Annotated in this window: 21 protein-coding genes; 6 read left to right on the plus strand and 15 right to left on the minus strand. The window is 71.0% G+C overall.

Annotated features, from left to right (window positions below; translation table 11 throughout):
* Window positions 1-17: 17 nt before the first annotated feature.
* From rplJ to ACL00U_RS11770, 3 genes are all read right to left on the minus strand, one after another.
* Window positions 18-533 carry a 50S ribosomal protein L10 gene (rplJ, locus tag ACL00U_RS11760; RefSeq protein ID WP_017888663.1) on the minus strand — a complete coding sequence of 172 codons (516 nt, stop codon included), beginning with the start codon at window positions 531-533 and terminating at the stop codon, window positions 18-20.
* Between the two features lie 279 nt (window positions 534-812).
* The gene (locus ACL00U_RS11765) at window positions 813-2,339 is read right to left on the minus strand and encodes a sensor histidine kinase (RefSeq protein WP_214584940.1); all 1,527 of its coding nucleotides are present in this window, start codon (window positions 2,337-2,339) and stop codon (window positions 813-815) included.
* Window positions 2,336-3,076 (minus strand): response regulator transcription factor, encoded by a 741-nt coding sequence (locus tag ACL00U_RS11770; RefSeq protein WP_017888661.1) that lies wholly within the window; start codon window positions 3,074-3,076, stop codon window positions 2,336-2,338. Before ACL00U_RS11770 ends, ACL00U_RS11765 begins: the two co-directional genes overlap by 4 nt.
* Before the next feature lie 104 nt (window positions 3,077-3,180).
* Between ACL00U_RS11770 and ACL00U_RS11775 the strand changes: the two genes are divergently transcribed.
* Genes ACL00U_RS11775 through ACL00U_RS11785 form a run of 3 tightly spaced genes read left to right on the plus strand, consistent with a single transcriptional unit; the run spans window position 3,181 to window position 6,274 of the window.
* A complete protein-coding gene (locus ACL00U_RS11775; RefSeq protein WP_056070689.1) occupies window positions 3,181-4,215 on the plus strand; it encodes an acyl-CoA dehydrogenase family protein in 1,035 nt (344 codons plus the stop codon).
* A complete protein-coding gene (locus ACL00U_RS11780; RefSeq protein WP_140448987.1) occupies window positions 4,209-5,567 on the plus strand; it encodes a PIG-L family deacetylase in 1,359 nt (452 codons plus the stop codon). Before ACL00U_RS11775 ends, ACL00U_RS11780 begins: the two co-directional genes overlap by 7 nt.
* Window positions 5,564-6,274 (plus strand): glycosyltransferase, encoded by a 711-nt coding sequence (locus ACL00U_RS11785; RefSeq protein ID WP_042541096.1) that lies wholly within the window; start codon window positions 5,564-5,566, stop codon window positions 6,272-6,274. Before ACL00U_RS11780 ends, ACL00U_RS11785 begins: the two co-directional genes overlap by 4 nt.
* A gap of 5 nt (window positions 6,275-6,279) precedes the next feature.
* Here the strand turns inward: ACL00U_RS11785 and ACL00U_RS11790 are convergent, their stop codons facing one another.
* Genes ACL00U_RS11790 through ACL00U_RS11815 form a run of 6 tightly spaced genes read right to left on the minus strand, consistent with a single transcriptional unit; the run spans window position 6,280 to window position 11,616 of the window.
* Window positions 6,280-7,158 carry a glycosyltransferase family 2 protein gene (locus ACL00U_RS11790; protein WP_140448988.1) on the minus strand — a complete coding sequence of 293 codons (879 nt, stop codon included), beginning with the start codon at window positions 7,156-7,158 and terminating at the stop codon, window positions 6,280-6,282.
* A complete protein-coding gene (locus tag ACL00U_RS11795; RefSeq protein ID WP_071251875.1) occupies window positions 7,155-7,748 on the minus strand; it encodes a D-glycero-alpha-D-manno-heptose-1,7-bisphosphate 7-phosphatase in 594 nt (197 codons plus the stop codon). The genes ACL00U_RS11790 and ACL00U_RS11795 overlap by 4 nt, the downstream gene beginning before the upstream one ends.
* Window positions 7,732-8,706: a hypothetical protein gene (locus ACL00U_RS11800; protein WP_017888654.1), complete on the minus strand. Its 975-nt coding sequence runs from the start codon at window positions 8,704-8,706 to the stop codon at window positions 7,732-7,734. Before ACL00U_RS11800 ends, ACL00U_RS11795 begins: the two co-directional genes overlap by 17 nt.
* The gene (locus ACL00U_RS11805; RefSeq protein ID WP_017888653.1) at window positions 8,703-9,338 is read right to left on the minus strand and encodes a D-sedoheptulose-7-phosphate isomerase; all 636 of its coding nucleotides are present in this window, start codon (window positions 9,336-9,338) and stop codon (window positions 8,703-8,705) included. The genes ACL00U_RS11800 and ACL00U_RS11805 overlap by 4 nt, the downstream gene beginning before the upstream one ends.
* Before the next feature lie 54 nt (window positions 9,339-9,392).
* Window positions 9,393-10,139, minus strand: coding sequence for a sugar phosphate nucleotidyltransferase (locus ACL00U_RS11810; RefSeq protein WP_412873429.1), 747 nt, complete (start codon window positions 10,137-10,139; stop codon window positions 9,393-9,395).
* A 22-nt stretch (window positions 10,140-10,161) separates the two neighbouring features.
* Window positions 10,162-11,616 (minus strand): oligosaccharide flippase family protein, encoded by a 1,455-nt coding sequence (locus ACL00U_RS11815; protein WP_412873430.1) that lies wholly within the window; start codon window positions 11,614-11,616, stop codon window positions 10,162-10,164.
* Between the two features lie 161 nt (window positions 11,617-11,777).
* Here ACL00U_RS11815 and ACL00U_RS11820 point away from each other — a divergent pair, with 161 nt between their 5' ends.
* Window positions 11,778-13,325 carry an ABC transporter permease gene (locus ACL00U_RS11820; RefSeq protein ID WP_412873431.1) on the plus strand — a complete coding sequence of 516 codons (1,548 nt, stop codon included), beginning with the start codon at window positions 11,778-11,780 and terminating at the stop codon, window positions 13,323-13,325.
* Between the two features lie 101 nt (window positions 13,326-13,426).
* Complete coding sequence (locus ACL00U_RS11825; protein ID WP_031260507.1) at window positions 13,427-14,104, plus strand: ABC transporter ATP-binding protein; 678 nt, start codon at window positions 13,427-13,429, stop codon at window positions 14,102-14,104.
* Between the two features lie 133 nt (window positions 14,105-14,237).
* On the opposite strand, the gene ACL00U_RS11830 is transcribed toward ACL00U_RS11825, so the two are convergent.
* From ACL00U_RS11830 to ACL00U_RS11855, 6 genes are all read right to left on the minus strand, one after another.
* Complete coding sequence (locus ACL00U_RS11830) at window positions 14,238-15,182, minus strand: TolB family protein (RefSeq protein WP_412873432.1); 945 nt, start codon at window positions 15,180-15,182, stop codon at window positions 14,238-14,240.
* Window positions 15,183-15,313: 131 nt separating this feature from the next.
* Window positions 15,314-16,153 carry a carbohydrate ABC transporter permease gene (locus ACL00U_RS11835; protein WP_017888647.1) on the minus strand — a complete coding sequence of 280 codons (840 nt, stop codon included), beginning with the start codon at window positions 16,151-16,153 and terminating at the stop codon, window positions 15,314-15,316.
* Window positions 16,146-17,141 carry a carbohydrate ABC transporter permease gene (locus tag ACL00U_RS11840; protein WP_017888646.1) on the minus strand — a complete coding sequence of 332 codons (996 nt, stop codon included), beginning with the start codon at window positions 17,139-17,141 and terminating at the stop codon, window positions 16,146-16,148. Before ACL00U_RS11840 ends, ACL00U_RS11835 begins: the two co-directional genes overlap by 8 nt.
* 178 nt (window positions 17,142-17,319) lie before the next feature.
* The gene (locus ACL00U_RS11845) at window positions 17,320-18,621 is read right to left on the minus strand and encodes an extracellular solute-binding protein (RefSeq protein WP_412873433.1); all 1,302 of its coding nucleotides are present in this window, start codon (window positions 18,619-18,621) and stop codon (window positions 17,320-17,322) included.
* A 113-nt stretch (window positions 18,622-18,734) separates the two neighbouring features.
* Window positions 18,735-19,886, minus strand: coding sequence for a Gfo/Idh/MocA family protein (locus ACL00U_RS11850; RefSeq protein ID WP_412873434.1), 1,152 nt, complete (start codon window positions 19,884-19,886; stop codon window positions 18,735-18,737).
* Window positions 19,883-20,629, minus strand: coding sequence for a sugar phosphate isomerase/epimerase family protein (locus tag ACL00U_RS11855; protein WP_042541083.1), 747 nt, complete (start codon window positions 20,627-20,629; stop codon window positions 19,883-19,885). Before ACL00U_RS11855 ends, ACL00U_RS11850 begins: the two co-directional genes overlap by 4 nt.
* A gap of 143 nt (window positions 20,630-20,772) precedes the next feature.
* Between ACL00U_RS11855 and ACL00U_RS11860 the strand changes: the two genes are divergently transcribed.
* Complete coding sequence (locus ACL00U_RS11860) at window positions 20,773-21,984, plus strand: ROK family transcriptional regulator (protein WP_017888642.1); 1,212 nt, start codon at window positions 20,773-20,775, stop codon at window positions 21,982-21,984.
* The last annotated feature ends 24 nt before the right edge of the window (window positions 21,985-22,008 follow it).

A 22,008-nucleotide genomic window follows, 5' to 3' on the forward strand; every position in this document is an offset into this window, starting at 1 on the left:
GATGAACGCGAGCCTGATCAGGCCGCGGACTCCTGCTTCTCGCGAAGGGCGTCCACGGTGCGGACGGCCTGCGAGAGGGGTGCCTGGAACAGGTACGCAGCACCGAACAGCGAGGCCTTGAGTGCGCCGGCGAGCTTGCCGAGCAGCACTTCACGGGACTCGAGGTCGGCGAGCTTGTCCACCTCGGTCGCGGTGAGCGGGTTACCGTCGAAGTAACCGCCCTTCACCACGAGCTCGGGGTTCGCCTTGGCGAATGCACGCAGCGACTTCGCGACGGCGACGGTGTCACCGTGGACGAAGGCGAGAGCGGACGGACCGGCGAGTTCGTCGTCGAACGACGAGATGCCGGCGTTGTTCGCCGCGATCTTGGTCAGCGTGTTCTTCACCACGGCGTACGTGGCGTGCTCACGGATCGAGTTGCGGAGCTCCTTGAGCTGCGCGACCGTGAGACCGCGGTACTCGGTGAGCAGAACGGCGTTCGAGCTACGGAAGGACTCCGTGAGCTCGGCGACCGCAGCTTCCTTGTTCGCCATGGTTCTCCTTGGGGGTCTTGCCGGCAGCCCCAGGTCCACGAACGAAAAAAGCTCCGGCGCAGAGGCTCGGAGCTGCTCTCACCAGATGGTGGGAGTGGTTCGGAACACCTGCGCGGGATGCCTCACGAGTGAGGACCTTCGGTCACGATGTTCACAAACACGTTGCAAGCAGCACGACATCCGGCGGTCTTTGGCTTCGAGAACAGTAGCAGATGCCGTGGACGAGACCAAACAGCGGTCGGGAGGCGCGGTGCGGGCCCGCCCCGCGCCTCCCCTCCGTCAGTGGGTGCGGTCCACCGCAGCGGGCGTCGCCGACCAGTCGGCGGACCCGGCCCCCTCGGCCGGCTCGGCCGACGACGACGACGCGACCGACCCCGCCGCGGCAGCAGCCGCAGCGGGGTCGCGCGGCAGGTGCACCGTGAACACCGTGTCCCCGGGCTCGCTCGTGACCTCGACCCGCCCGCCGTGCGCCTGCACGACCGCGGCGACGATGGCGAGCCCGAGCCCGGTCGACCCGACCGTGCGGGAGCGCGAGCTGTCGGCACGGGCGAACCGCTCGAACAGCTTCGGCAGGAACTCCGGGTCGATGCCCTGGCCGGTGTCGCGCACGGTCAGGTCCACGCCGCCGTCGACCGGGGCGAGCCCGACCGTGATGCGGGTGCCCTCGGGCGTGTGGGTCCGGGCGTTCGTGACGAGGTTGACGATGACCTGGTGCAGGCGTGCGGCGTCCCCCGTGATGGTGACCGGCTCCGGTGGGACGTCGACCTCGATGGGGTGTTCGGGTGAGGCAGCGTGGGCGTCGTTCACGGCGTCGAGCACCAGGCCGGTCAGGTCGACCTCGGCGAACTGGATCTCGCGGCCCTCGTCGAGTCGGGCGAGGAGCAGCAGGTCCTCCACCATCGAGGTCATCCGGATGGACTCGGACTCGATGCGGCTCATCGCGTAGACGACGTCCTTCGGCAGGTCGCCGCCCATGCGCCGGGTGAGCTCGGCGTACCCGCGCACCGAGGCGAGCGGGGTCCGGAGCTCGTGCGAGGCGTCGGCGACGAACTGCCGCACCTTCTGCTCCGAGCGTTCCCGCGCCTGCATCGCACTGCCGATGTGCCCGAGCATCCGGTTGAAGGCGCTGCCGACCCGGCCGACCTCGGTGCGGGGGTCGGTGTCCGGCACACGGACACCGTCGAGGGCGTCACTGCGGTCGAGCGGCATGCGCGCGACGGTCGAGGCGGTCTCGGCGACGCGGTCGAGCGGCCGCAGGGAACGCCGGACCACGAGGGCGGCGACCAGTGAGGCGGCGAGGAGTGCGAGTCCGGTGACGACCAGCACGACCCCCAGGAGCTTCCAGACGCTCTCGTAGACGGGTGCCATCGGCAGGCCGACCACGAGCACGGCAGGCCCGACGGTCGCCGCGGTCACCCGGTAGCGACCGAGGTCACCGCCGAGGTCGATGGTGTGTGGACGCCCGTCGACGTGCACCCCGCCGAGCGGCGCGACCACCGGCGCCGAGAGACGCTCGATCCCCCCGGCGTTGTCCAGCACGCTCCCGACGATGACGTCCCCGTTGAGGAAGTAGACCGTCAGGGTCCCGGACGCTTGTCCGGACGGGCGGCCGATGTCCAGACCCGGGCCGCTCCCGCCCTGCTGCTCGACGGATCGCTGCGCACGGTTCGTGGCGAACTGCAGCTGCTCGTCGATCGCGGAGCGCTGGATCGAGAACAACGCGATGATGCTCCCCGCCCCGATCACCGCACTCACGGCGACGACGAGGGCGACGATGCTCAGGACGAGCCGACGCCGCAGGGTCACGAGGTCGGCTTGATGACGTACCCGACGCCGCGCACCGTGTGGATCATCGGCGTCTCGCCGGCGTCGATCTTCTTGCGCAGGTAGGAGATGTAGATCTCGACGACCGAGGACTTGCCGCCGAAGTCGTACGACCACACACGGTCCAGGATCTGCGCCTTCGAGAGCACGCGACGGGGGTTCCGCATCAGGAAGCGAAGGAGTTCGAACTCGGTGGCCGTCAGTTCGATCGGCCGGCCGGCGCGGTGCACCTCGTACGACTCCTCGTCGAGCACCAGGTCGCCGACGACGATGCGCGAGTCTCCGGCCTCGGAGATCGAGATCTGCGAGCGGCGGATGAGCCCGCGCAGACGCGCCACGACCTCTTCCAGGGAGAACGGCTTCGTGACGTAGTCGTCACCACCGGCGGTGAGTCCGGTGACCCGGTCCTCGACGGAGTCCTTGGCGGTGAGGAACAGCACCGGGGTGTCGTCGTTGTTCTGCCGCAGCCGGCTCAGCACCTGCAGCCCGTCGAGGTCGGGCATCATCACGTCGAGCACCATCGCGTCGGGCTTGAACTCCCGCGCGGTCGTCAGGGCGTCCTGCCCGCCGTTCGCGCTCTTCACGTCCCAGCCCTCGTACCGCAGCGCCATGGACAACAGGTCGGTGAGGCTGGCTTCGTCGTCGACGACCAGGATGCGCAACGGGGTTCCGTCGGCACGTGTGAGGCGCGGGGCTGCTGCGGGCTGGGAGATGGTCACGTCTTCGAGTATCGAGAAGTTCCTATGAGTCGTCTGTGGCCCAGCCCAGTGCGTTCTGTGGATCGAGGACACGTCCACGGCCCGACGCTCCGTACGTTGGGAGCATGTTGCGATCTGCAGCCTGGCCGTCGTCGGCCCGGCACCTGGAAACCGCGCGGATCGAACGGACGACCGGGAGGCCCGGCTCGACACCGACGGACCGCCTGGCGGTCGCGCAGGCGGTCGCCGCCGCCACCCCGCCCCTGTCCGCCGGCACGGCCGGCGGCTTCTTCGGCACGCTCGCCGCGGTCGCCGCAGCGGACGTCGCCACTGCCCGCACCGTCGAACCGCACCTGGACGCCCTCGGGATCCTGGCGCAGGCCGGGGTCGACGCCCCGGACGGTTCCACCTGGGGCGTCTTCGCCGCCGAGGGCCTGGGGCTGCGGCTCGACGCCGCACCACAGGACGACGGCACGGTCCTGCTCCACGGCAGGAAGCCGTGGTGCTCGCTCGCCTCGACGCTCTCGCACGCCCTGGTCACCGCGCACCTGGGTGACGAACGCGTCCTGGTCGCCGTGGACCTGCGACAGCCGGGCGTCACCGTGCACGACGAGGCCTGGGTCGCACGCGGCATGCCCGACGTGCCGAGCGGACCGGTCGACTTCGACGGTGTCCGGGCACGACCCGTCGGCGCCCCCGGCTGGTACCTGGAGCGTCCGGGCTTCGCGTGGGGCGGCATCGGCGTCGCGGCCTGCTGGTGGGGCGGTGCGGTCGGGCTCGCACGGGTGCTCCGCGACGCCGCGGCCGCGCACCCGGAGTCCGAGCTGCTGCAGGCGGCCCTCGGTGCCACCGTCGCCGACCTCGCCGACGCCGAGGACGCCCTCGCCGACGCCGCTGCCCGGATCGACGGCTCCGACCCGGCCTCCGACGACACCGACTGGCGGCTGCTCGCCCAGACGGTGCGATCGCGGGTGCGCCGGTCGGTCGACGCGGTGCGCGAACGGGTGGTCGCGACGATCGGCCCGGCACCGCTGACCGCCGATGCCGCCGTCGCCGCGCGGGTCGCCGACCTCGAGCTCTACGTCCTGCAGGACCACGGTGCACGCGACCTCGCCCGCATCGGCCGGATGGTGCTCGAGCGCGGCGGTGTCGCGTGGTGAACTTCGACCACCGCGAACCGGGGACCGACCCGGCGGCGTGGACACGGTTCCTCGACGGCGTGGACGCACCGGCGATCGACCTGGCCGACACCGGGTCCGTGCTCGTCGTCGCACCGCACCCCGACGACGAGACCCTCGGTGCCGGTGGCCTGATCGCGGCGGCTGCGCAGGCTGGCACCCCCGTGCACGTGCTGCTCCTCACCCGCGGCGAGCGCTCCCACCCGGACTCCCCCACGACGACCGCGGAGGCGCTCGCCGCCGCACGCGACGCGGAGTTCGTTGCGGCCGTGCGCGTCCTGCACCCCGACGTCACGTCGACCTCGGTCGGGATCCCGGACGGCACGACCCGCGAACACCGCGACCGCGTGACGGAGGCCGTCGACCAGGCGCTGGCCGCGGCCGCGCACCCGGTGCTCCTCGTCGCACCGTGGCCTGGAGACGGGCACCGTGACCACCGCATCGCCGGCGAGGTCACCGAGGCCGCCGCGGCGAGCGCCCCCGACGTCGACCTGCTCGCGTACCCGATCTGGGCGTGGCACTGGGACGAGCCGGAGCACACCGTCGCCCCGTGGGACCGCGCTCGAGCGCTGCCGCTGACCGAGGACCTCGTCGCCCGGAAGCGCGCCGCCCTCGATGCCTACCCGTCGCAGACCCGGCCGCTCTCGCCCGCGGTCGGCGACGAGGCGATCGTCGACGACCGGCACGCCGCACACCACCTGCGGACGACCGAGTGGTTCTTCGTGCCGGAGTCCGCCGCGTCGCGGTCTCGCGAGTCGTTCGACGCGCACTACGACCGGAAGCCCGAGGGGTGGGACTTCGACGGGTCCTGGTACGAGCAGCGCAAGCGGGCCGTGACACTGGCGGCGCTCCCCCGCCCGCGTTTCCGCTCGGCGCTCGAGCTCGGTTGTGCGACCGGCGTCCTGACCGCCGCCCTGGCCGAACGCGCGGACGACGTGCTCGGCACCGACATCTCGGCGGCACCGCTCGAGCGTGCCGCCCGCCGTGCCCCGACCGCGCGGTTCGTGCAGGCGGCCCTGCCGTCCGAGTGGCCGGAGGGCCGCTGGGACCTGGTGGTGATGTCCGAGGTCGGGTACTACCTGTCCCCGGCCGACCTCGACGCCACGATCGACCGCGTGCTCACCTCGCTCGACGACGACGGCGTGCTCGTCGCCTGTCACTGGCGGCACCCCGACGACGAGGCCGTGTCGAGCGGCGACGCGGTGGACGCGCGGCTGACCGAACGCTGGCCGCGTCCCGCCCTGCTCCGGCACGTGGAAGCGGACTTCGTGCTGAGCGTGCTGCCCGGCCCGGCGGTCACCTCGGTGGCCCGGGCCGAGGGGATCGTCCGGTGACCGGACCCCACCACCGACCGCGCATCGACGTGGTCGTCCCGGCGCACGACGAGGCCGACCGGATCGCCGCGTGCCTCGGATCGCTCCTGGTGGCGGTCGACCGGCTCGCCACGGAGCGGCCCGGGGTCGACGCGGCGATCACGGTGGTGCTGGACGGTTGCACGGACGACACCGCTGCCGTGGTCGATCGGTACCCGGTCGACGTCCTGACCACGGACCGTGTCGGGGTCGGTCGGGCACGGTCCATCGGGGCGACGCACGCGCTGCGAGCGCACGACGGCGACCCGGTGGCTCGGTGGCTCGCGCACACCGACGCCGATTCGCGCGTGCACGAGCGGTGGCTCGTCCAGCAGTCCGACGCACTGGAATCCGGCGCGCAGGTGCTCGTCGGCGCCGTCGTCCCGGACCCGGACGACCTGGCGCCCGCGGTGATCGACCGGTGGACGCGGGCGCACCCGCCGGGCGCCGCGCTCGGTCACGTGCACGGCGCCAACCTCGGCGTGCTCGCCGCGGCGTACGTCACGCTCGGCGGGTTCGACCCCGTCCCCGAACACGAGGACGCCCGCCTGGTCACCCGGGCCCGAGCACTCGGGTTCCGCGTGGACGCGACCGTCGAACTGCCGGTGGTGACGAGCGGGCGCTTCGCCGGCAGGACCCCGGGCGGGTACGCCGAACACCTGCGCCAGCAGTACGGCGACGTCGGCTGACCGTCCTAGGTGGAGGTGGGGCGTCGGCCGGTGAACCGCTCCACCCAGCCGGCGACCGTCCCGAGGCGGATCGCCGCAGCACGTCGTCGCCGTCGGCCGAACGGTGCGCCCACGAGCGCCCATCCGGTCGCCAGGAGGTGACGGAGGACCTCGCGGGGACGCCAGGCGGCGCCGTGCGCTCGGTGCTTGTCGACGAGGACACGGTCCCAGCGCGCGTAGTGCCGGTTGTTCCGGAACAGCTCCCGGGTGCCCCGGCGGAGTCGGTACTGCACCGATGCGGACGGTTCGAAGTGGGTCGGGAACCCGAGGTAGGTCGCACGCCATGCCAGGTCGATGTCCTCGGCGGCACCGAGCGACGTGTCGAAGCCCCCGGTGGCCTCGAGGACGGTGCGCCGCATGCCGAGGTTGGCTGCGGACGTGTGCGGGAGGTGCCCGAACCGCACGATCGGCCACGCCTGCTCGGGCGCTTCCCACATCCACGGCTCGTTGAGCGCGTCGTGCAGCAGCGGACCTGTGCAGACACCGGCATCGGCCAGCCCGCGCACCATCCCCGCGATCCAGGTGTCCGCGACGACGTCGTCAGCGTCGCAGAACAGCACGATGTCGGAGCGGAGTGCCCGCCAACCGGCGTTCCGCGCCGGGGCAGCGCCTCGGATCGCGGACGAGTCGATGGAGCGGACCGTCCAGCCGCGCGGCCACTCCTCTGCAGCGATCCGCGCATCGACCAGGTGACGGGGTTCACCGTTGCAACTGACCACGATCTCGACGGGTCCGGTCCACGTCTGCCGGGCGAGCGCTGCGAACTGGGGGCCGAGCTCGACAGTGGTGCGCTGTCCGACCGGGATGACCACGCCGACCGTGGGCTGGGGTGCGACGCCGCTCATCGTGCGGGTTCCCGTCGTCCGGCCGTCGCGCCGATCATCGTGGCCGCCGTGGTGATCCCGGCGGCGGGGGTCACCCCCGTGGCGTGGAGGTCGCCGACGAGGACACCGCCGGCGAGCCCGGCGGTCCGACCACAGGCGAGGTCGGACGGACGGTCACCGACGATCCAGGACCCGGCGAGCCGGATGCCGAACGTCGCTGCCGCCGCGAGGACCATGCCGGGTCCGGGCTTCCGCCACGGGTCCGGGTCACCGGGCAGTCGAGCACTCCCGACGATCACGTCGACGTCCGCGCCGTGGGACTGCATGGCTCGGCGGATGCGCCCGTTCACGGTGTCGAAGCCGGACCAGTCGTACCAGCCCCGGGCGATGCCGCTCTGGTTCGTCACGACGACCACCGGGATGCCGTCGTGCCAGGCCGCAGCAGCCGATTCGATGGCGTCGGGGACGAGCTCGGTGCGGTCGAGCGACCCGACGTGTCCGTGGTCGACGATGAGCACACCGTCCCGGTCGAGGAACAGTGCATCGACGCCGTCGAGCGGCCGTTCGGAGAGCCGTTCCAACGACCGGTGGCGGTCACGCGACGCGGACACGGGTCCCGGTCTCCGAGAAGGCGAACGGGACGACGCGTTCGGGGCCGAGGGCCCGGACGAACGCAGCACGCTCGGACGGGGGCACGACGAACAGCATGTGCCCGCCTCCGCCGGCACCGAGCAGTTTCCCGCCGGTGGCCCCGAGCGTGCGTCCGTGCTCGTACAGCTCGACGACGGGGCTCGCCGTCGTTCCGAGCACCGCGGCCTTGAGCGTCCATGCCTCGTGCAGGGCCGGGCCGAACGAGTCGGTGCGACCGGCGGCGAGCTCGTCGCCCATCACCCGGGCGAGCTCCACCATCCGTGTCACGCGGTCCCGCGCTCCGCCCGGCCGCGACATCGTGCGGGACTGGCGGCCGAGTTGCTGTCCGGCGTCCCGCCCGATCAGGGTGTCGACCAGCACGAGCGACGATTCGAGGTCCTGCCTGGCACGCTCCGGCATGTCGATGGGCGTCGCGACCGTCGAGCCGTCGGTGCCGAAGTCGTAGCGACGGAGTCCCCCGTGGGCGGACGCGGTCTGGTCCTGCAGGCCCACCGGACGCGCGCAGCGGATCATCTCGATCTCACTGGCCGTGGCGGCGAGCGCGCTCGGCTCGAGGTCGGCACCGCGGAGTGCCGCCAACGCCGCCACCAGGCTGGTGACGACCGCGCCGGAGGTGCCGAGGCCGGTCCCGGAGCTCCGGACGTCGGAGTGGATCGAGACGTCGACCGGGACCGCCGGGGTGTCGTGCAGCAGGGCTTCGCGCACGAAGTCGTGCTCGATGGCTGCCGGGGAGTCCGCCGTCTGCACGCCGTCGGTCACGACGCGGATCCCACCACGTGCACGGGGGCGGACGACGGTCTCGACGGCCAGGTCGATCGTGGTGCTGACCACGCACCCGGGCTGCTCGGAGAAGTACGCGGGGAGGTCGCTGCCCCCACCGAAGAAGGAGACGCGGAGCGGGGAGCGGGCGATGATCACGAGCGGGCGACCTGGACGCCGGCGACGAAGGCACGGGTGAGCGCGTGGTGGTACGCGACGTGGAAGTCCTCGATGACGTCGATGTCACACGACGGCACCACGGCGGCGACGTCGACGAGGTCGAGGATCGGCGGGAGTCCCTGCATCGCCCCGGTGAAGGCGAGCGTGACGGCGCCGCGGTCGCGGGCGAAGTCGAGCGCGCGCAGCACGTTGGCGGATCCCCCGGAGGCGCTGAGCCCGAACACGACGTCCCCGGTGCGCATGAGGACCCGCAGCTGCTCGAGGAAGACGTCGTCGTAGTCGAAGTCGTTGCCGACGGCGGTCATCATTGCGGCGTTGTCGGTCAGGGCGAGGATCCGCAGCCGCTCGGCGACCGGAGCGAGCGGGTCGGCCTGACGGGACGGAGCCAGGCTCTTCGCGAGGTCGGCCGCCATGTGGCTCGCCAACGCCGCGCAGGCCCCGTTGCCGAAGACGAAGACCGAGCGTCCGTCGCGGTGGGCGTCGACGAGCACGGCCGCGATGCGCGCGATCTCGTCGACGGGGAACCGACGGGCGAACCGGTCGACCTGGACGGAGTACGCCTCGACGATCTGCGCGGCGGCCCGCAGGTCAGGGGCTGTGGTGGTGAGCATGGCTGTCCTTCGTTCGGTGTCGACGACCAGCATACCCATTACACATGCGAAATATCAACGGCGGGAGGCAACCGCTGCGGCGAACGCGGTCGTGTAGCCGTCGATCGACCCGGTCTCGTGCCAGTCGCCGTGGATCCGTGCGGCCTGCACGCCCCCGTCGAGTGCGAGCGCGCCGAGCGCAGCACTGAGGTAGAGCTCCCCGTCGGCCGCGGGGGCCACGGCGCGCAGCGCTCCGAGCACCGCTGGCGTGACCACGTACCCACCGACCGAAGCGAGCCCGTCGACGGGCGGGTCGACCGGCTTCTCGACGAGTTCGACGACCCTCCCGCTGGCGTCCACACGAGCGACACCGCAGCGTCGGAGCGCCGCACGCGGAGCACGCACGACAGCGATGACGGGCAGTCCGGTCCTGCGGTGACGGTCGAGCACGACGGCGCTGCGGTTCTCACCGAAGACGACCTCGTCACCCCAGAGCACGAGGAAGGACTCATCGCGCACGCGGGTCGCAGCCGACAGGATCGCTCCCCCGTTGCCCGGCCCGGCAGTCTGGAGACAGGTCTCCAACTCGACACCCCGGGCTCGGGCGTCCGGCCGGAGGACGTCCGTGACGTAGTCGTTCAAGGCCGTCTTGTCCGGCCGGGTGACGAGGACGATGCGCTCGATCCCGGCGCCGATCAGTTCGTCGACCACGATGTCCAGCGTCGGCCGGTCGCCGAGTGGCAGCAGCTCCTTCGGGATCGCTTGCGTCAGACGACCGAGTCGGGTGCCGCGACCGGCGGCGGGGATGACAGCCGTCCGCACGGGTGGGACCGGGGGGACGGGATCAGGGAACCGGGCCACGGGCGAGCGCCTTCCTGGGACGGGGACGGGGAGGTCGTCGGCGCCGACGGGGCAGGGCCGATCGGACGTCGGGGAAGACGAGGGCGACGAGCAGTGCCGCCAGTGCTGCCAGGATGCCCGGCACGAGCACGGAGCCGATCGGATCAGCACCGAACCCGCTTCGGACCACGGCCGACACGAGGACCGCGGCGCTCGTGGCCGCGGCCGCGGGGAGGACCGGGAGTCCGAGGTCGCGCAACCGCAGACCGGATCCCTTCGTCGCCACCAGGAAGGCCGGCACCACGAGCCCGGAGCAGGCCACCGCGTACGCGGCAGCCATGCCCTGCGGCCCCCAGACGGTGCCGACGACGAGGGCGCCGACGAGGACCGGCTGGGTGACCAGCGCCCAACGGACCTGTCGCCCGGCGCGGCCACTGGCGATGAAGTACCAGACGGCCGCGAACCCGAGCGCCTGCGCCCCGCCCGCGACGACGAGGAACGGCAGGAGTGCCGCGGAGCCGAGCCAGTCGTCACCGAACAGCAGGTGGACGATCGGGCCGGCGAGCACCCCGAGCACGGCGAGGACCGGCCACGCCAGGAGCGTCACCGTGCCGACGAGTCGCCGGAACCGCTCACGGAGCACCACGGCGTCGACGCCCGCCATCGCCGGGACCGCGATCCGTTGGACAGCCGCCCCGATCTGGTCCAGCGGCAAGGTCATCAGCTGCACGGCCTGGACCCACAAGCCGGACGCCGCCGGGCCGAAGAGCGCCGCCACCAGCACGCGGTCCCCTGCCCTGGCGACGAGCGAGACCAGCTGGACCAAGGACACGTCCCGCGCGAGCGCGGCCATGGTGCGGACCGAACGCCACGGTGCTGCCGTGCCGCGGGGCACGCGGCGCAGGACGACGACGCCGACCGTGATCACGATCCACAGGGCCACCACCTGCGCCACCATCGCGACGGGTCCGGCGCCGACGAGCGCGAGACCGATCGACAGGGTGGAACCGAGCACCACGGCGATCGACTCGACGAGTGCGACCCGTCCCATCTCGTGCTGGCGCACCATCGAGGCGATCGGGACGGCGACGAGGCCGGCGAGCGGGAAGGCCACTGCGATCGCCAGGAGCAGCCCGCCGGACGGCGACGACGGCAGCGCCCGGAGGACGAGGAGACCTGCGGCGGCGACGAGGGCCCCCAGCAGGATCCCAGTCAGGGAGCTCGCCCGGTGGAGTGCGACGTGGACGTCCGCCGGGAGCGCACCCGAACGCAGGACGACCGCAGCGAACCCGCTGTTGCGGACCAGCTCGAGGACGACACCGAGCGCGAGCACCGCCGCGGCGACCCCGTAGGCGTCCGGCCCCAAGACGCGTGCCACGACGACGTTCGAGACGATCTGCACGGAGGCCCGGAAAGCGGTCGCGGCGATGCTGAACACCCCACTCCGCACGATCGCCACGCATCCAGAATATCACGTGTCATCCTTTGCCGGGGGTGCTTACGCGGTTCATCGGAAGCAGCAGTGACCGCCACAACCACGCTGCCTAGGTTCTCCTCCGTCGGCCCCGCCGCGTGCTCTGCGCGGCCGGTGACCCCAGCCGGCCACCACCGAGGAGAACCATGTTCCTGACCTACCTCAGGCGCGAACTCACGAACCGCAAGAAGCAGACGGTCATCATCGCGATCGGGATGGCCCTGGCCATCGCCCTCGTGGTGATCGTGTCGTCGATCTCGGGTGGCGTGCAGGCAGCGCAGTCGAGCGTCCTGCAGTCCGTCTACGGCGTCGGCACCGACATCACCGTCACCAAGACCGCGACGGCGTCGACGAACGGCGGGCGTCCGAGCTTCGACTTCGGCAGCCGGGGCGACAGCGACGACGACAGCGGTTCGACCGACCTGTCGCAGTCGCGGCTCGCGGTCGCGCGCGGCACGAGCACCCTGGACGCCGCGAACCTGTCGACGATCACGAGCACCGACGGCGTCGAGGCCGCGACGGGTGTCCTGACCCTCGAGAACAGCACGTTCTCCGGCCAGGTCCAGCAGCAGTCGACCGACGACAGCAGCACGGACGGCAGCAGCGACTCCAGCAGCGACAGCACGACCCAGCAGGGCCCACCGAGCGGGGACACCGGCGTTGGCGGCGGGTTCGGCGGTGGGTCGTTCAGCGTCGACTCGTTCACGGTGACCGGCATCCCGGTGTCCGGCGCGACGGTCGGTCCGCTCACGAGCACCGAGCTCACGAAGGGGCGCACCTTCGCCGCGGAGGACGCGGGAAAGGACGTCGTCGTGCTCGATGCGTCGTACGCGAAGAGCGAGTCGAAGGCGGTCGGCGACACCGTCGACATCGGCGGCACGGACTTCACCGTCATCGGCATCGTCAGCTCCACCGGTTCGGCCTCGACCACGGGCTCGAACACCTACATCCCGCTCGACACCGCGCAGGCGCTCGCCGACCTCGACGGCAAGGTCACCTCGATCTCCGTCTCCGCCGAGTCGTCGTCCGACGTCAGCACCATCAAGTCCGCACTGCAGGCGAAGCTGCCGAGTGCCACCGTCTCCACCGAGGCCGACCTGGCCTCGAGCGTGTCCGGGTCGCTCAGCACCGCGTCGAGCCTGGTCTCGAACCTCGGCACGTGGCTGTCGATCGTCGTGCTCGCCGCGGCGTTCCTCATCGCGATCCTCTTCACGATCTCCGGCGTGACCCGCCGCACCCGCGAGTTCGGGACCCTCAAGGCGATCGGCTGGTCGAACGGCCGCATCACCCGACAGGTGGCGGGCGAGTCCCTGGTGCAGGGCCTGATCGGCGGCGTGCTCGGCGCTGCGGCCGGCCTGATCGGCATCCTCGTGCTGAACGTCATCAGCCCGACGATCTCGGCGAGCGCCTCGAGCACGACCGGCGGGGGTGCCGGTGGCGGCGGTGGCATGCCCGGCGGCGCAGCGACCGCGGCCGCGGGCAGCGGCACGACGGGCGGTGCACCGGCCGGTGGCTTCGGCGGCGGCGCGAGCACCGCGTCGACGACCGACGTGGTGCTGCACGCCCCGGTGACCGTCGAGGTGATCCTGCTGGCGATCGGCCTGGCGATCCTCGGCGGGCTCATCGCCGGCGCGCTCGGCGGCTGGCGTGCGAGCCGGCTCCGTCCGGCCGAAGCGCTCCGGAGCGTGGCCTGATGCCCGGCCGCACCGACACGACCGAACCGACGACAGGAGCACCCGTGACCAGCACCGACACCGCGACCGGCGAGGCGGAGGCGCGCCGTGCCTCCAGTCCGATGTACCGGCTGACGAACGTCAGCAAGACCTACCAGCAGAAGAACCGGACCGTCACCGCCCTGACGAACGTCCACCTGACGATCCCGCAGGGGCAGCTCGTGGCCGTCCAGGGGCCGACCGGCGGCGGGAAGTCGACGCTGCTGCAGATGCTCGGAGCGCTCGACCGGCCGAGTGCCGGGTCGATCCACCTCGGTGGCGACCGCGACGTGGCGAAGCTCGGCGACGGCGCGCTGACCGACCTGCGCGCGACCGAGATCGGCTTCGTGTTCCAGAGCTTCAACCTGATACCGACGCTGACGGCGCTCGAGAACGTCGAGACGGCGTTCGCGGGGTCGCTCGCGAACCGGTCCCGGACCGAGGTCCGCGAGCGTGCGGTGGCTGCCCTCCGCGAGGTCGGGCTGGGTGAGCGGATGGAGCACCTGCCGGCCGAGCTCTCCGGCGGACAGCAGCAGCGGGTGGCGATCGCCCGGGCGCTGGTGAAGAACCCGAGCGTGCTGCTCGCCGACGAGCCGACGGGTGCGCTCGACGAGTCGACCCGCGACGAGATCATGGCGCTCATCGAGAAGCAGTGGCGGGAGCGCGGGCTGACCGTCGTCATCGTCACGCACGACTCGTGGGTTGCGAAGCGGGCCGAGCGGCGCCTGCACATCAAGCAGGGGCAGGTGTGCGAGGTCTAGCGGGGCAGGCGGGTGCGCGGGCAGGCGCGGGGCGTCCGTCCGCGTTCCGCGCTGAGCGACAGTCCACGCCTCCAGGAGCGCGTGGACTGTCGCTCAGCGCGTGAGGACGCCGCCGATCCCCCCGGCGCTCCCGCTACCGCGCCACCGGGTAGTCGCAGTACGCGAACCACGTCGAGTCCGGCGCCCACGGCGGCACGTTGACCGTCCCCTGCCCGCCGTCGAGCGCTACCAGGGTCTCCGGCTGCACGGCGATCCGGGCGCCGCGGACGAGCGAGCCGGGCAGCAGCCGGAGCTCGACGCGGTGGTCGGCCGGGTGGCCCTGCACGCCGGGCTCGTACGACAGGGACAGCAGGTGTGCGCCGTCGGGCGACAGGTGCGGGAACCAGTTCACCCGCTCGTCGTTCGTGATCCGGACGGGGTCGTCGGCGCCGGGCCGGAGTGACGCGAGCTGCGCGGTCCCCGGTGTGAAGCGCTCGGTGTTCCAGAGCAGCGTGCCGTCGGCGGTGATCGTGCAGCCGTCGTCGGCGTGCTCGTCCCGCGTGACGAACGTCGGCTCACCGGTCGCGGGGTCGACCATCGCGACGTCGGTCGTCCAGACGCCGTCCTCGGACAGCTCACCCACGACCGCGGCGAGCGCGCTGCCGTCCGGGGCGATGCCGTGCAGGTAGAACTTCCGCTTGGTCGGCAGGGCCGCGGCGACGTCGGTGATCCGGGTCGCGGGGCCGCCGTCCGGCAACGGGACCCGGTACAGCTCGCCGTCGCGGGCGCTCACCACGATCGAGGTGCCGGACGGGTCGAGCACGTGGTCGTTGTTGATCTCGTCGACGCCGTCCATCGGCACCGGCACGAGCGCGGTCTCGTCGAGCACGGTGCCGCTGTCGGTCGACGGCAACCGCAGCAGCCAGAGGTCGCCGTCGCCGTTCAGCACCAGGGTGTCGGCGTCCAGGACGTTCGGCGCTTCGACGAGCACCGTTGCCGACTCGAACACGAGCCGCGCGGTCCGTGACCCGACGTCGTACACGTGCACGCGGCTGGTCTGTCCGGGCAGCAGCTGCCGCCCCCGGGTCTCGTCGCTCATGCTTCCATCCTGTCGGTCGTCGGGTGGCCGGGGTCGGTGGGGAACGGCAGAACACCGGTGTTCACGCTGCGCACCGCGTGATGCGGGGGCGTCGAGCGCGAACACCGGTGTTTTGCGGAAAGGGGCTCCGCCTACTTCACGGCACCCGCGGTCAGGCCGGCCACGAACTGGCGCTGGACCACGAGGAACGCGGCCACGACCGGGATCGACACGACGAGCGACGCCGCCATGACCTGGTTCCAGTACACGTTCGTCTGCGTCGAGTACTGCTGCAGACCGACCGCCAGGGTCGAACCGAGCCCGTTCGTCATGACCGAGGCGAAGAGGACCTCACCCCAGGCCGTCATGAACGAGTAGATCCCGACCGCCACCAGACCCGGACGGGCCGACGGCAGGATGACCCGGAACAGGGCACCCATCGGACCCGAACCGTCGACCATCGCGGCCTCGTCGAGCTCGCGCGGGATGGTCTCGAAGTACCCGGCGAGCATCCAGATCGAGAACGGGAGCGTGAACGTCAGGTACGTGATGATCAGCCCGAGCCACGACCCGACGAGCTGGATCCCCAGGGTGTTGCCGAGGTTCGTGAAGATCAGGAACAGCGGCAGCAGGAACAGCACGCCGGGGAACATCTGGGTGGAGAGCACCGCGGTGGTGAAGGTGCTCTTGCCCTTGAAGTTCCAGCGCGAGACACCGTAGGCGGCGAACGTCGCGATGATCAGCGAGAACACCGTCGCCACCGTGCACACGACGAGCGAGTTGATGAAGTACCGGCCGAGCGGCACCGTCGACCACATGTCGATGAACGGCTGGAAGGTGATCCGTGACGGGATCCACGTGAAGTTGTCCTGCACGTCGCCGAGGGGCTTGATGGCCGTGGTGATCATCACGTAGAGCGGCACGACCGTGAACAGCGTCAGGACGACCAGGGTGATGATCTTGAAGGACTTGGCGCCAGTTGTCTCACGCACGGACGGACCTCCGGTTGGTCACGGCGAGGTAGATGCCGGTGACGACGAGCAGGAAGAGCAGGAGCAGGACGCTCATCGCGGCGCCGGAACCGAAGTTCCAGGTGATGAACGACGCGTTGTAGATGTGGAAGCTCAGCAGGTCCGCGGCCGGTGGCTGCGCGGTCGAGCCGAACAGCACGAACGGGGTGTTGAAGTCGTTGAACGTCCACAGGAACATCACGAGCACGAGCGTCACGTTGACCGGACGGACCATCGGCAGCGTGATCGAGCGCCACTGCCGGAACGGCTTCGCGCCGTCGACCGAGGCGGCCTCGTACACGTCGTTCGGCACGGACTGCAGGCCGGCCATCAGCATCAGGAACGCGAACGGCCAGGTCTTCCAGATGGCCACGACGACGACCGCGACGAAGGCGTTGTTGCCGATGAGCCAGAACGGGGCGTTGCCACCGAACAGTCCGAGCTGGTCGACCAGCAGGTGGTTCAGTGCCCCCGAGTCCCGCTGGAACATGAACTTCCAGGTGATGACGCCGGCGTACATCGGCAGCGCGTACGGCACGAGGAACAGGGTGCGGAACAGCCCGCGTCCGGCGAACGGCTTCTGCAGCGCGACGGCTGCGGCCATGCCGAACGTCCAGGAGAGCCCGACCACGAGGACCGTGAAGGCACACGTGATGAGGAACGAGTTGAGGACCCCGCGGCCGATCGCCTGGTCGAAGTCGACCACGACCTGGTAGTTCCGGAACCCGGCGAAGGGCGCGGCGCCCCAGTTCGCGATGAAGTACTTGGTGAGCTGGATGAACGAGATCCAGATGCCGGTGAGCATCGGGACGATGTGGATGAGCAGCTCGAACAGGATGGCCGGCGCGACGAGCGCGTAGGGCAGCCAGTGGGTCTTGCGCTTGCGACCTGGCGGACGGCCCGACATCGTCGGGGCCTTCGTGTGCGTCAGGTCGATGCGCTCCGAGTCGGGCAGGACCGTCGTGGACATCTGGTGGGGCCTTTCGGCAGGAGGGGCGTGCAGGTGCGGTCCGCGCGTGCCGTGGCAGCCGGGAGGCGCGGGGTGCGTGGGGCGTGTGCCTCACGGCCGACGGGTGGTCGGCTCTGGAGCGTCAGGGGCTGGAGGCCCGGGCGCGTCCTGCGGACGCGACCCGGGCCTCCAGGGTGGATCAACCGGCGGCCTGGGACACCTGGTCCTGGGCGGTCTGCAGAGCCGACTTGATGTCGGCCTCGGAGACCTTGGAACCGGTCGCGATCTTGGCGAACATGTCGTTCATCGCCTTGCCGACCGTGGACTCGAACTGGTCCTCGGCGGGCACCAGCGGGAGCGGCTTCGCCTTGTTGTTGTAGATGTCGAGGAACGTCTTCGTCTGCTCGTCCGTGACGGAGTCAGCAGCCTTGGCGAGCACCGGCAGGGCCGAGTACGGCTTGTCCAGCGTCGTCTGCGTGTCCATGCTCGTCATGTACTTGACGAACTCGAGCGCGCCGTCCTTGTTCTTCGTGTTCTTGAAGACCGACAGGTTGATGCCAGCGGGGAACGAGGCGATCTGCTCGCCACCGCTCGGGGCGGGCAGGGCCACGACGCCGTACTCGGACGACTTCATGCCGAGCGACTCGATGGTCGCGTTCGCGTTGTTCTGGTTGAGGATGAACGCGGCCTTCTTCTTCGCGAAGTCCGTGGTGGACTGCGTCGCGTTGTCGTACTGCGCGTTCGACGGGTTGGCGACCTTCGAGTCCTGCATGAGGTCGAGGTACCGCTTGATGCCGTCGACGTTGGCCTTCGAGGTGAAGGTCGGCTTGCCGTCCTTGTCGAACCACTCGCCACCGTTCTGCGCCGAGTTGATGAACGCGAAGTGCGAGTTCTCGGTGTACGAGCCGCCGGCGAGGCTGAAGCCGTAGGTGTCGCCCTTGGTCAGCTTCTTCGCGTCGGCGACCATGTCCTCCCACGTGGTGGGCGGGGTGATCCCGGCGTCCGCGAGCATCTTCTTGTTGTAGTACAGGCCGTAGGCGAGGCCGTAGAGCGGGACGCTCGTGACCGTCTTGTCGGGCGCGCCACCGGTGGACAGGGCGACCTTGCCGAACTTGTCCGCGCCGCCGATCGCCTTCATCTCGGCGTCACCGAACTCCTGGAAGGCGCCGGTGGCCTGGAGCGAGGTCGCCCAGGTGTTGCCGATGTTGACGACGTCCGGGCCCTGGCCCGAGGTGACGGCGGTCTGGATCTTGTTCTGCAGGTCGTTCCAGCCGATGACCTGGAGGTCGACCTTGATCCCGGTCTCCTTGGTGAACTTCTCGAGGACGGGGGTCAGCACCTCCTTGTCGTTCTGCAGGGACGTGCCCTGGTTGGACGCCCAGTAGGTGAGCGTCTTGGAGTCGCCGGCGCCGCCGGACGATCCGGAGGAGCAGGCTGCGAGGCCGGTCACGGTGAGTGCGGCGGCCGCGGTGATGGCCAGTGCGCGGATGGCAGTGCGCATGACTCTCTACTTTCTCGTCGTTGAGATGGTGCAGGGATGGTGCAGAGGTGGAGCTGGTGCTGCGGATGGTGCTGGTCGGGTGCTGCTGTGGGTTGCGGGCAGCACCCCGGCGGTCAGGCCAGGGTGCGTTCCGCGGGGTCCCAGCCCTCGGGGAGGGTCGGGGAGGGCGACACGGTGCTCTCGACGAGCACCGCCTCGCCACGTTCTGCTGCCTCGGCGATGGAGACCATCACGTCGAGGACGTGGAAGGCGAGCGCACCGGGGACGCGGTTCGTCTCGCCGGCCCGCAGCGAGCGGGCCAGGTCGACCACGCCGGTGCCGCGCGAGGAGGTGGAGCCGACCGCGGGGATCGTCTCGGGCTCCTCGGCACCGAGCAGGTACAGCTCGGTGTCGCCGTCGAAGTTGTTCGGGTCGGGGAACACGACGGTGCCGGTCTCCCCCGCGATCTCGACGAAGCCGGTCCGGCCCCGGTCGGACTCGAACGAGAAGACACTCTGCGCGCTCCCGCCGTTCTCGAACTCGATGAGCGCCGAGTGGTTCGTCGGGACGTCCACCGGGAACTCGGTGCCGGCCTTCGGTCCGGAGCCGATGGTGCGGGTGGCGCGGGACTTCGACGCCGTCGCCGTGACCTTCTTCACCGGTCCGAACGCCTGGACGAGGGTGGTGATGTAGTACGGGCCGATGTCGAACAGCGGACCGGCGCCGTACGCGAAGAGGAACTCGGGGCTCGGGTGCCACGACTCCGGGCCGGGGCTCTGGAACAGCGTCAGGCCGTTGAGCGGCGTGCCGATGCGGCCCTCGCGGATGGTGCGGAGCGCGGTCTGCAGGCCGGCGCCGAGGAACGTGTCCGGGGCGACACTGACCGTCTTGCCCGCGGCGACCGCAGCGTCACGGAGCTCCGCGGCGCTGGCACGGTCGAGGGCGTAGGGCTTCTCACCCCAGACGTGCTTGCCTGCGGCCAGGGCCTGCAGCGCGACCTCGACGTGGGCAGCCGGGATCGTCAGGTTCACGACGATCTCGATGTCGTCGTCGGCCAGGAGCTCCTCGACGGTGCCCGAGCCGGGGACGCTCCACTTCTCGGCCTGGGCGGCAGCGCGCGGCAGGTCGATGTCGGCGATGAAGCGGACCGTCACGTCGGGGAAGACCGTGAGGTTCGACAGGTACTGGTCCGAGATGACCCCGGCGCCGATGACGCCGACGCCGACCGGGCCGGTGCGCAGCGTGCTGTCGGTCGCCGTCGCAGCGGCGGTCGTGGTGTCGGTCATGCGCGGGCCCCCTCGAGGAACGTGTAGGAGTCGGCGACGGCCTGGAGGACGTCACCGTCGTGGTCGTCGAGCTCGACGACGTGCAGGGCGTCGGGTGCGGCGGCGATGATGTCGCGGATCGGCATGATGCCGTTGCCGACGGCGACCTGCTGCTTGTCGTCGTGCGAGCCGTCGCCGTCCTTGACGTGCAGGAACCGGACCTTGTCGCCGTACTTGCCGATGACCGCGACCGGGTCGTCCCCGCCGACCTGCACCCAGTAGGTGTCGAGCTCGAGCACGACGTCGTCGGACAGGGCGTCGGCGAAGACCTCGTAGGCGCTGACGCCGTCGATGCGGTTCGAGAACTCGAACGCGTGGTTGTGGTAGCCGAGCACCAGACCGTGGTCGGCCGCCCGCGGGGCGAGCGCGCTGAGTTCGCGGGCGATCGCCTCGACGTCCTCGCGGGTGGTCCAGCGAGCCTCGTCGATGTGCGGGTCGATGAGCGTCCCGAACCCGAGGGTTGTGGACGCGTGGAAGATGCGCTCGAGGTCCTGCTCGCCGGCGTCGAGCAGCCGGGCGTGGCCGCTCGGGGCGGCGAGGCCTGCGCTCCGCAGGGCGGCGGCGAGTTCGTCGGCGTCGTCGACGAAGCCGAAGGCCTCGACGTTCGTGTAGCCGATGTCGGCGATGCGCTGCAGGGTGCCGGGCAGATCGGCGCTGAGGGCATCGCGGACCGTGTAGAGCTGGACCGAGAGCGGTTGGGTCACCAGGGTTCTCCTCGTCGAGATGGTGCGGTCGTCAGTGACCGATCGTCACACTACGAGCACTTTTGTCGGCGGTCAAGCAGAAGTCGAAGGAATGTCGACGGACTTCATTGCGTGGCGCGAACGATGTGTGCTTCACTCCCCACATGGTCGACTTGAACCGGACGGCAGCGTCGCCTCCGGTCGGGACGAGCGAGCTCTTCCAGATCCTCCGCGACGGCGTGCCGCGCACCAGGGCCGAGCTCGCCGCACTGACAGGACTCGCACGCTCCACCATCGGCGTGCGCCTCGACTCCCTGATCGACATCGGACTCGTCGGTGCCGTCGACACCGCCGTCTCCACCGGCGGCCGTCCGCCCGCCCAGGTGGCGCTGAAGCCCCGCGCCCGGCTCGTCATCGCCGCCGACCTCGGTGCGTCGCACGGCCGCGTCGCCGTCACCGACCTGGTCGCGGCACCGCTCGCCACCCGTGATGCCCGGATCGACATCGCGGCCGGCCCGGTACCGACGCTGTCGTGGCTCGTCGAGACGATCGACGACCTGCTCGCCGAGGTCGGGCGCAACCGACAGGACGTCATCGCGATCGGCATCGGCGTCCCCGGACCCGTCGAGTTCTCCACCGGACGACCGGCCAACCCGCCGATCATGCCCGGCTGGGACGGCTTCGACGTGCCCTCGTGGCTCCGCCAGCACATCGCCGCCCACGTCCTGCTCGACAACGACGTGAACATCGCCGCGCTCGGCGAACGGGAGCACGGCTGGCCGGACATCGACCACCTGCTGTTCGTGAAGGTCGCCACCGGCATCGGTTCCGGCATCGTGTCCGAGGGCCGACTGCAGCGCGGCGCCCAGGGCACCGCCGGGGACATCGGGCACGTGCGCGTCTCGCGGGCGGGCGACGTCCCGTGCCACTGCGGCAACACTGGCTGCCTCGAGGCCGTCGCCTCCGGTCCGGCCATCGCCCGGGCCCTCCGCGCGAAGGGGCACGACGTGCACACCGGAGCCGACGTCATCGACCTGGTGAACCGATCTGACCTCGACGCGATCTACGCCGTCCGGCAGGCGGGCCGTGACATCGGCGAAGTGCTGGCGACGTGCATCTCGCTCATCAACCCGTCCGTCATCGCGCTCGGCGGATCGATCACGCAGGCGGGTGAGCACCTGCTCGCCGGCGTCCGTGAGGTCGTCTACTCCCGCTCGATGCCCCTCGCCAGCGAGCACCTCGTCATCGTGCAGTCCCGTGCGGGCTCCCTCGCAGCGCTGCAGGGTGCCGCGGCCCTCGCCATCGGCTACGCCCTCTCCCCCGCCGGGGTCGACGAGCTCGTCGCCTTCGCCGAGGGCCGCGAACTGGCCTCCTGACGCACACCCGCCCGCCGCGTGAGC

Source organism: Curtobacterium poinsettiae (assembly GCF_047226435.1).
Taxonomy (GTDB): Bacteria; Actinomycetota; Actinomycetes; order Actinomycetales; family Microbacteriaceae; genus Curtobacterium; species Curtobacterium poinsettiae.

Bases quoted from the DNA above. Each gene is read 5' to 3' on its own strand.
- rplJ (WP_017888663.1), bottom strand. From the start codon at position 533: ATGGCGAACAAGGAAGCTGCGGTCGCCGAGCTCACGGAGTCCTTCCGT.
- ACL00U_RS11775 (WP_056070689.1), top strand. From the start codon at position 3,181: ATGTTGCGATCTGCAGCCTGGCCGTCGTCGGCCCGGCACCTGGAAACC.
- ACL00U_RS11790 (WP_140448988.1), bottom strand. From the start codon at position 7,158: ATGAGCGGCGTCGCACCCCAGCCCACGGTCGGCGTGGTCATCCCGGTC.
- ACL00U_RS11805 (WP_017888653.1), bottom strand. From the start codon at position 9,338: ATGCTCACCACCACAGCCCCTGACCTGCGGGCCGCCGCGCAGATCGTC.
- ACL00U_RS11820 (WP_412873431.1), top strand. From the start codon at position 11,778: ATGTTCCTGACCTACCTCAGGCGCGAACTCACGAACCGCAAGAAGCAG.
- ACL00U_RS11825 (WP_031260507.1), top strand. From the start codon at position 13,427: ATGTACCGGCTGACGAACGTCAGCAAGACCTACCAGCAGAAGAACCGG.
- ACL00U_RS11830 (WP_412873432.1), bottom strand. From the start codon at position 15,182: ATGAGCGACGAGACCCGGGGGCGGCAGCTGCTGCCCGGACAGACCAGC.
- ACL00U_RS11840 (WP_017888646.1), bottom strand. From the start codon at position 17,141: ATGTCCACGACGGTCCTGCCCGACTCGGAGCGCATCGACCTGACGCAC.
- ACL00U_RS11845 (WP_412873433.1), bottom strand. From the start codon at position 18,621: ATGCGCACTGCCATCCGCGCACTGGCCATCACCGCGGCCGCCGCACTC.
- ACL00U_RS11850 (WP_412873434.1), bottom strand. From the start codon at position 19,886: ATGACCGACACCACGACCGCCGCTGCGACGGCGACCGACAGCACGCTG.
- ACL00U_RS11860 (WP_017888642.1), top strand. From the start codon at position 20,773: ATGGTCGACTTGAACCGGACGGCAGCGTCGCCTCCGGTCGGGACGAGC.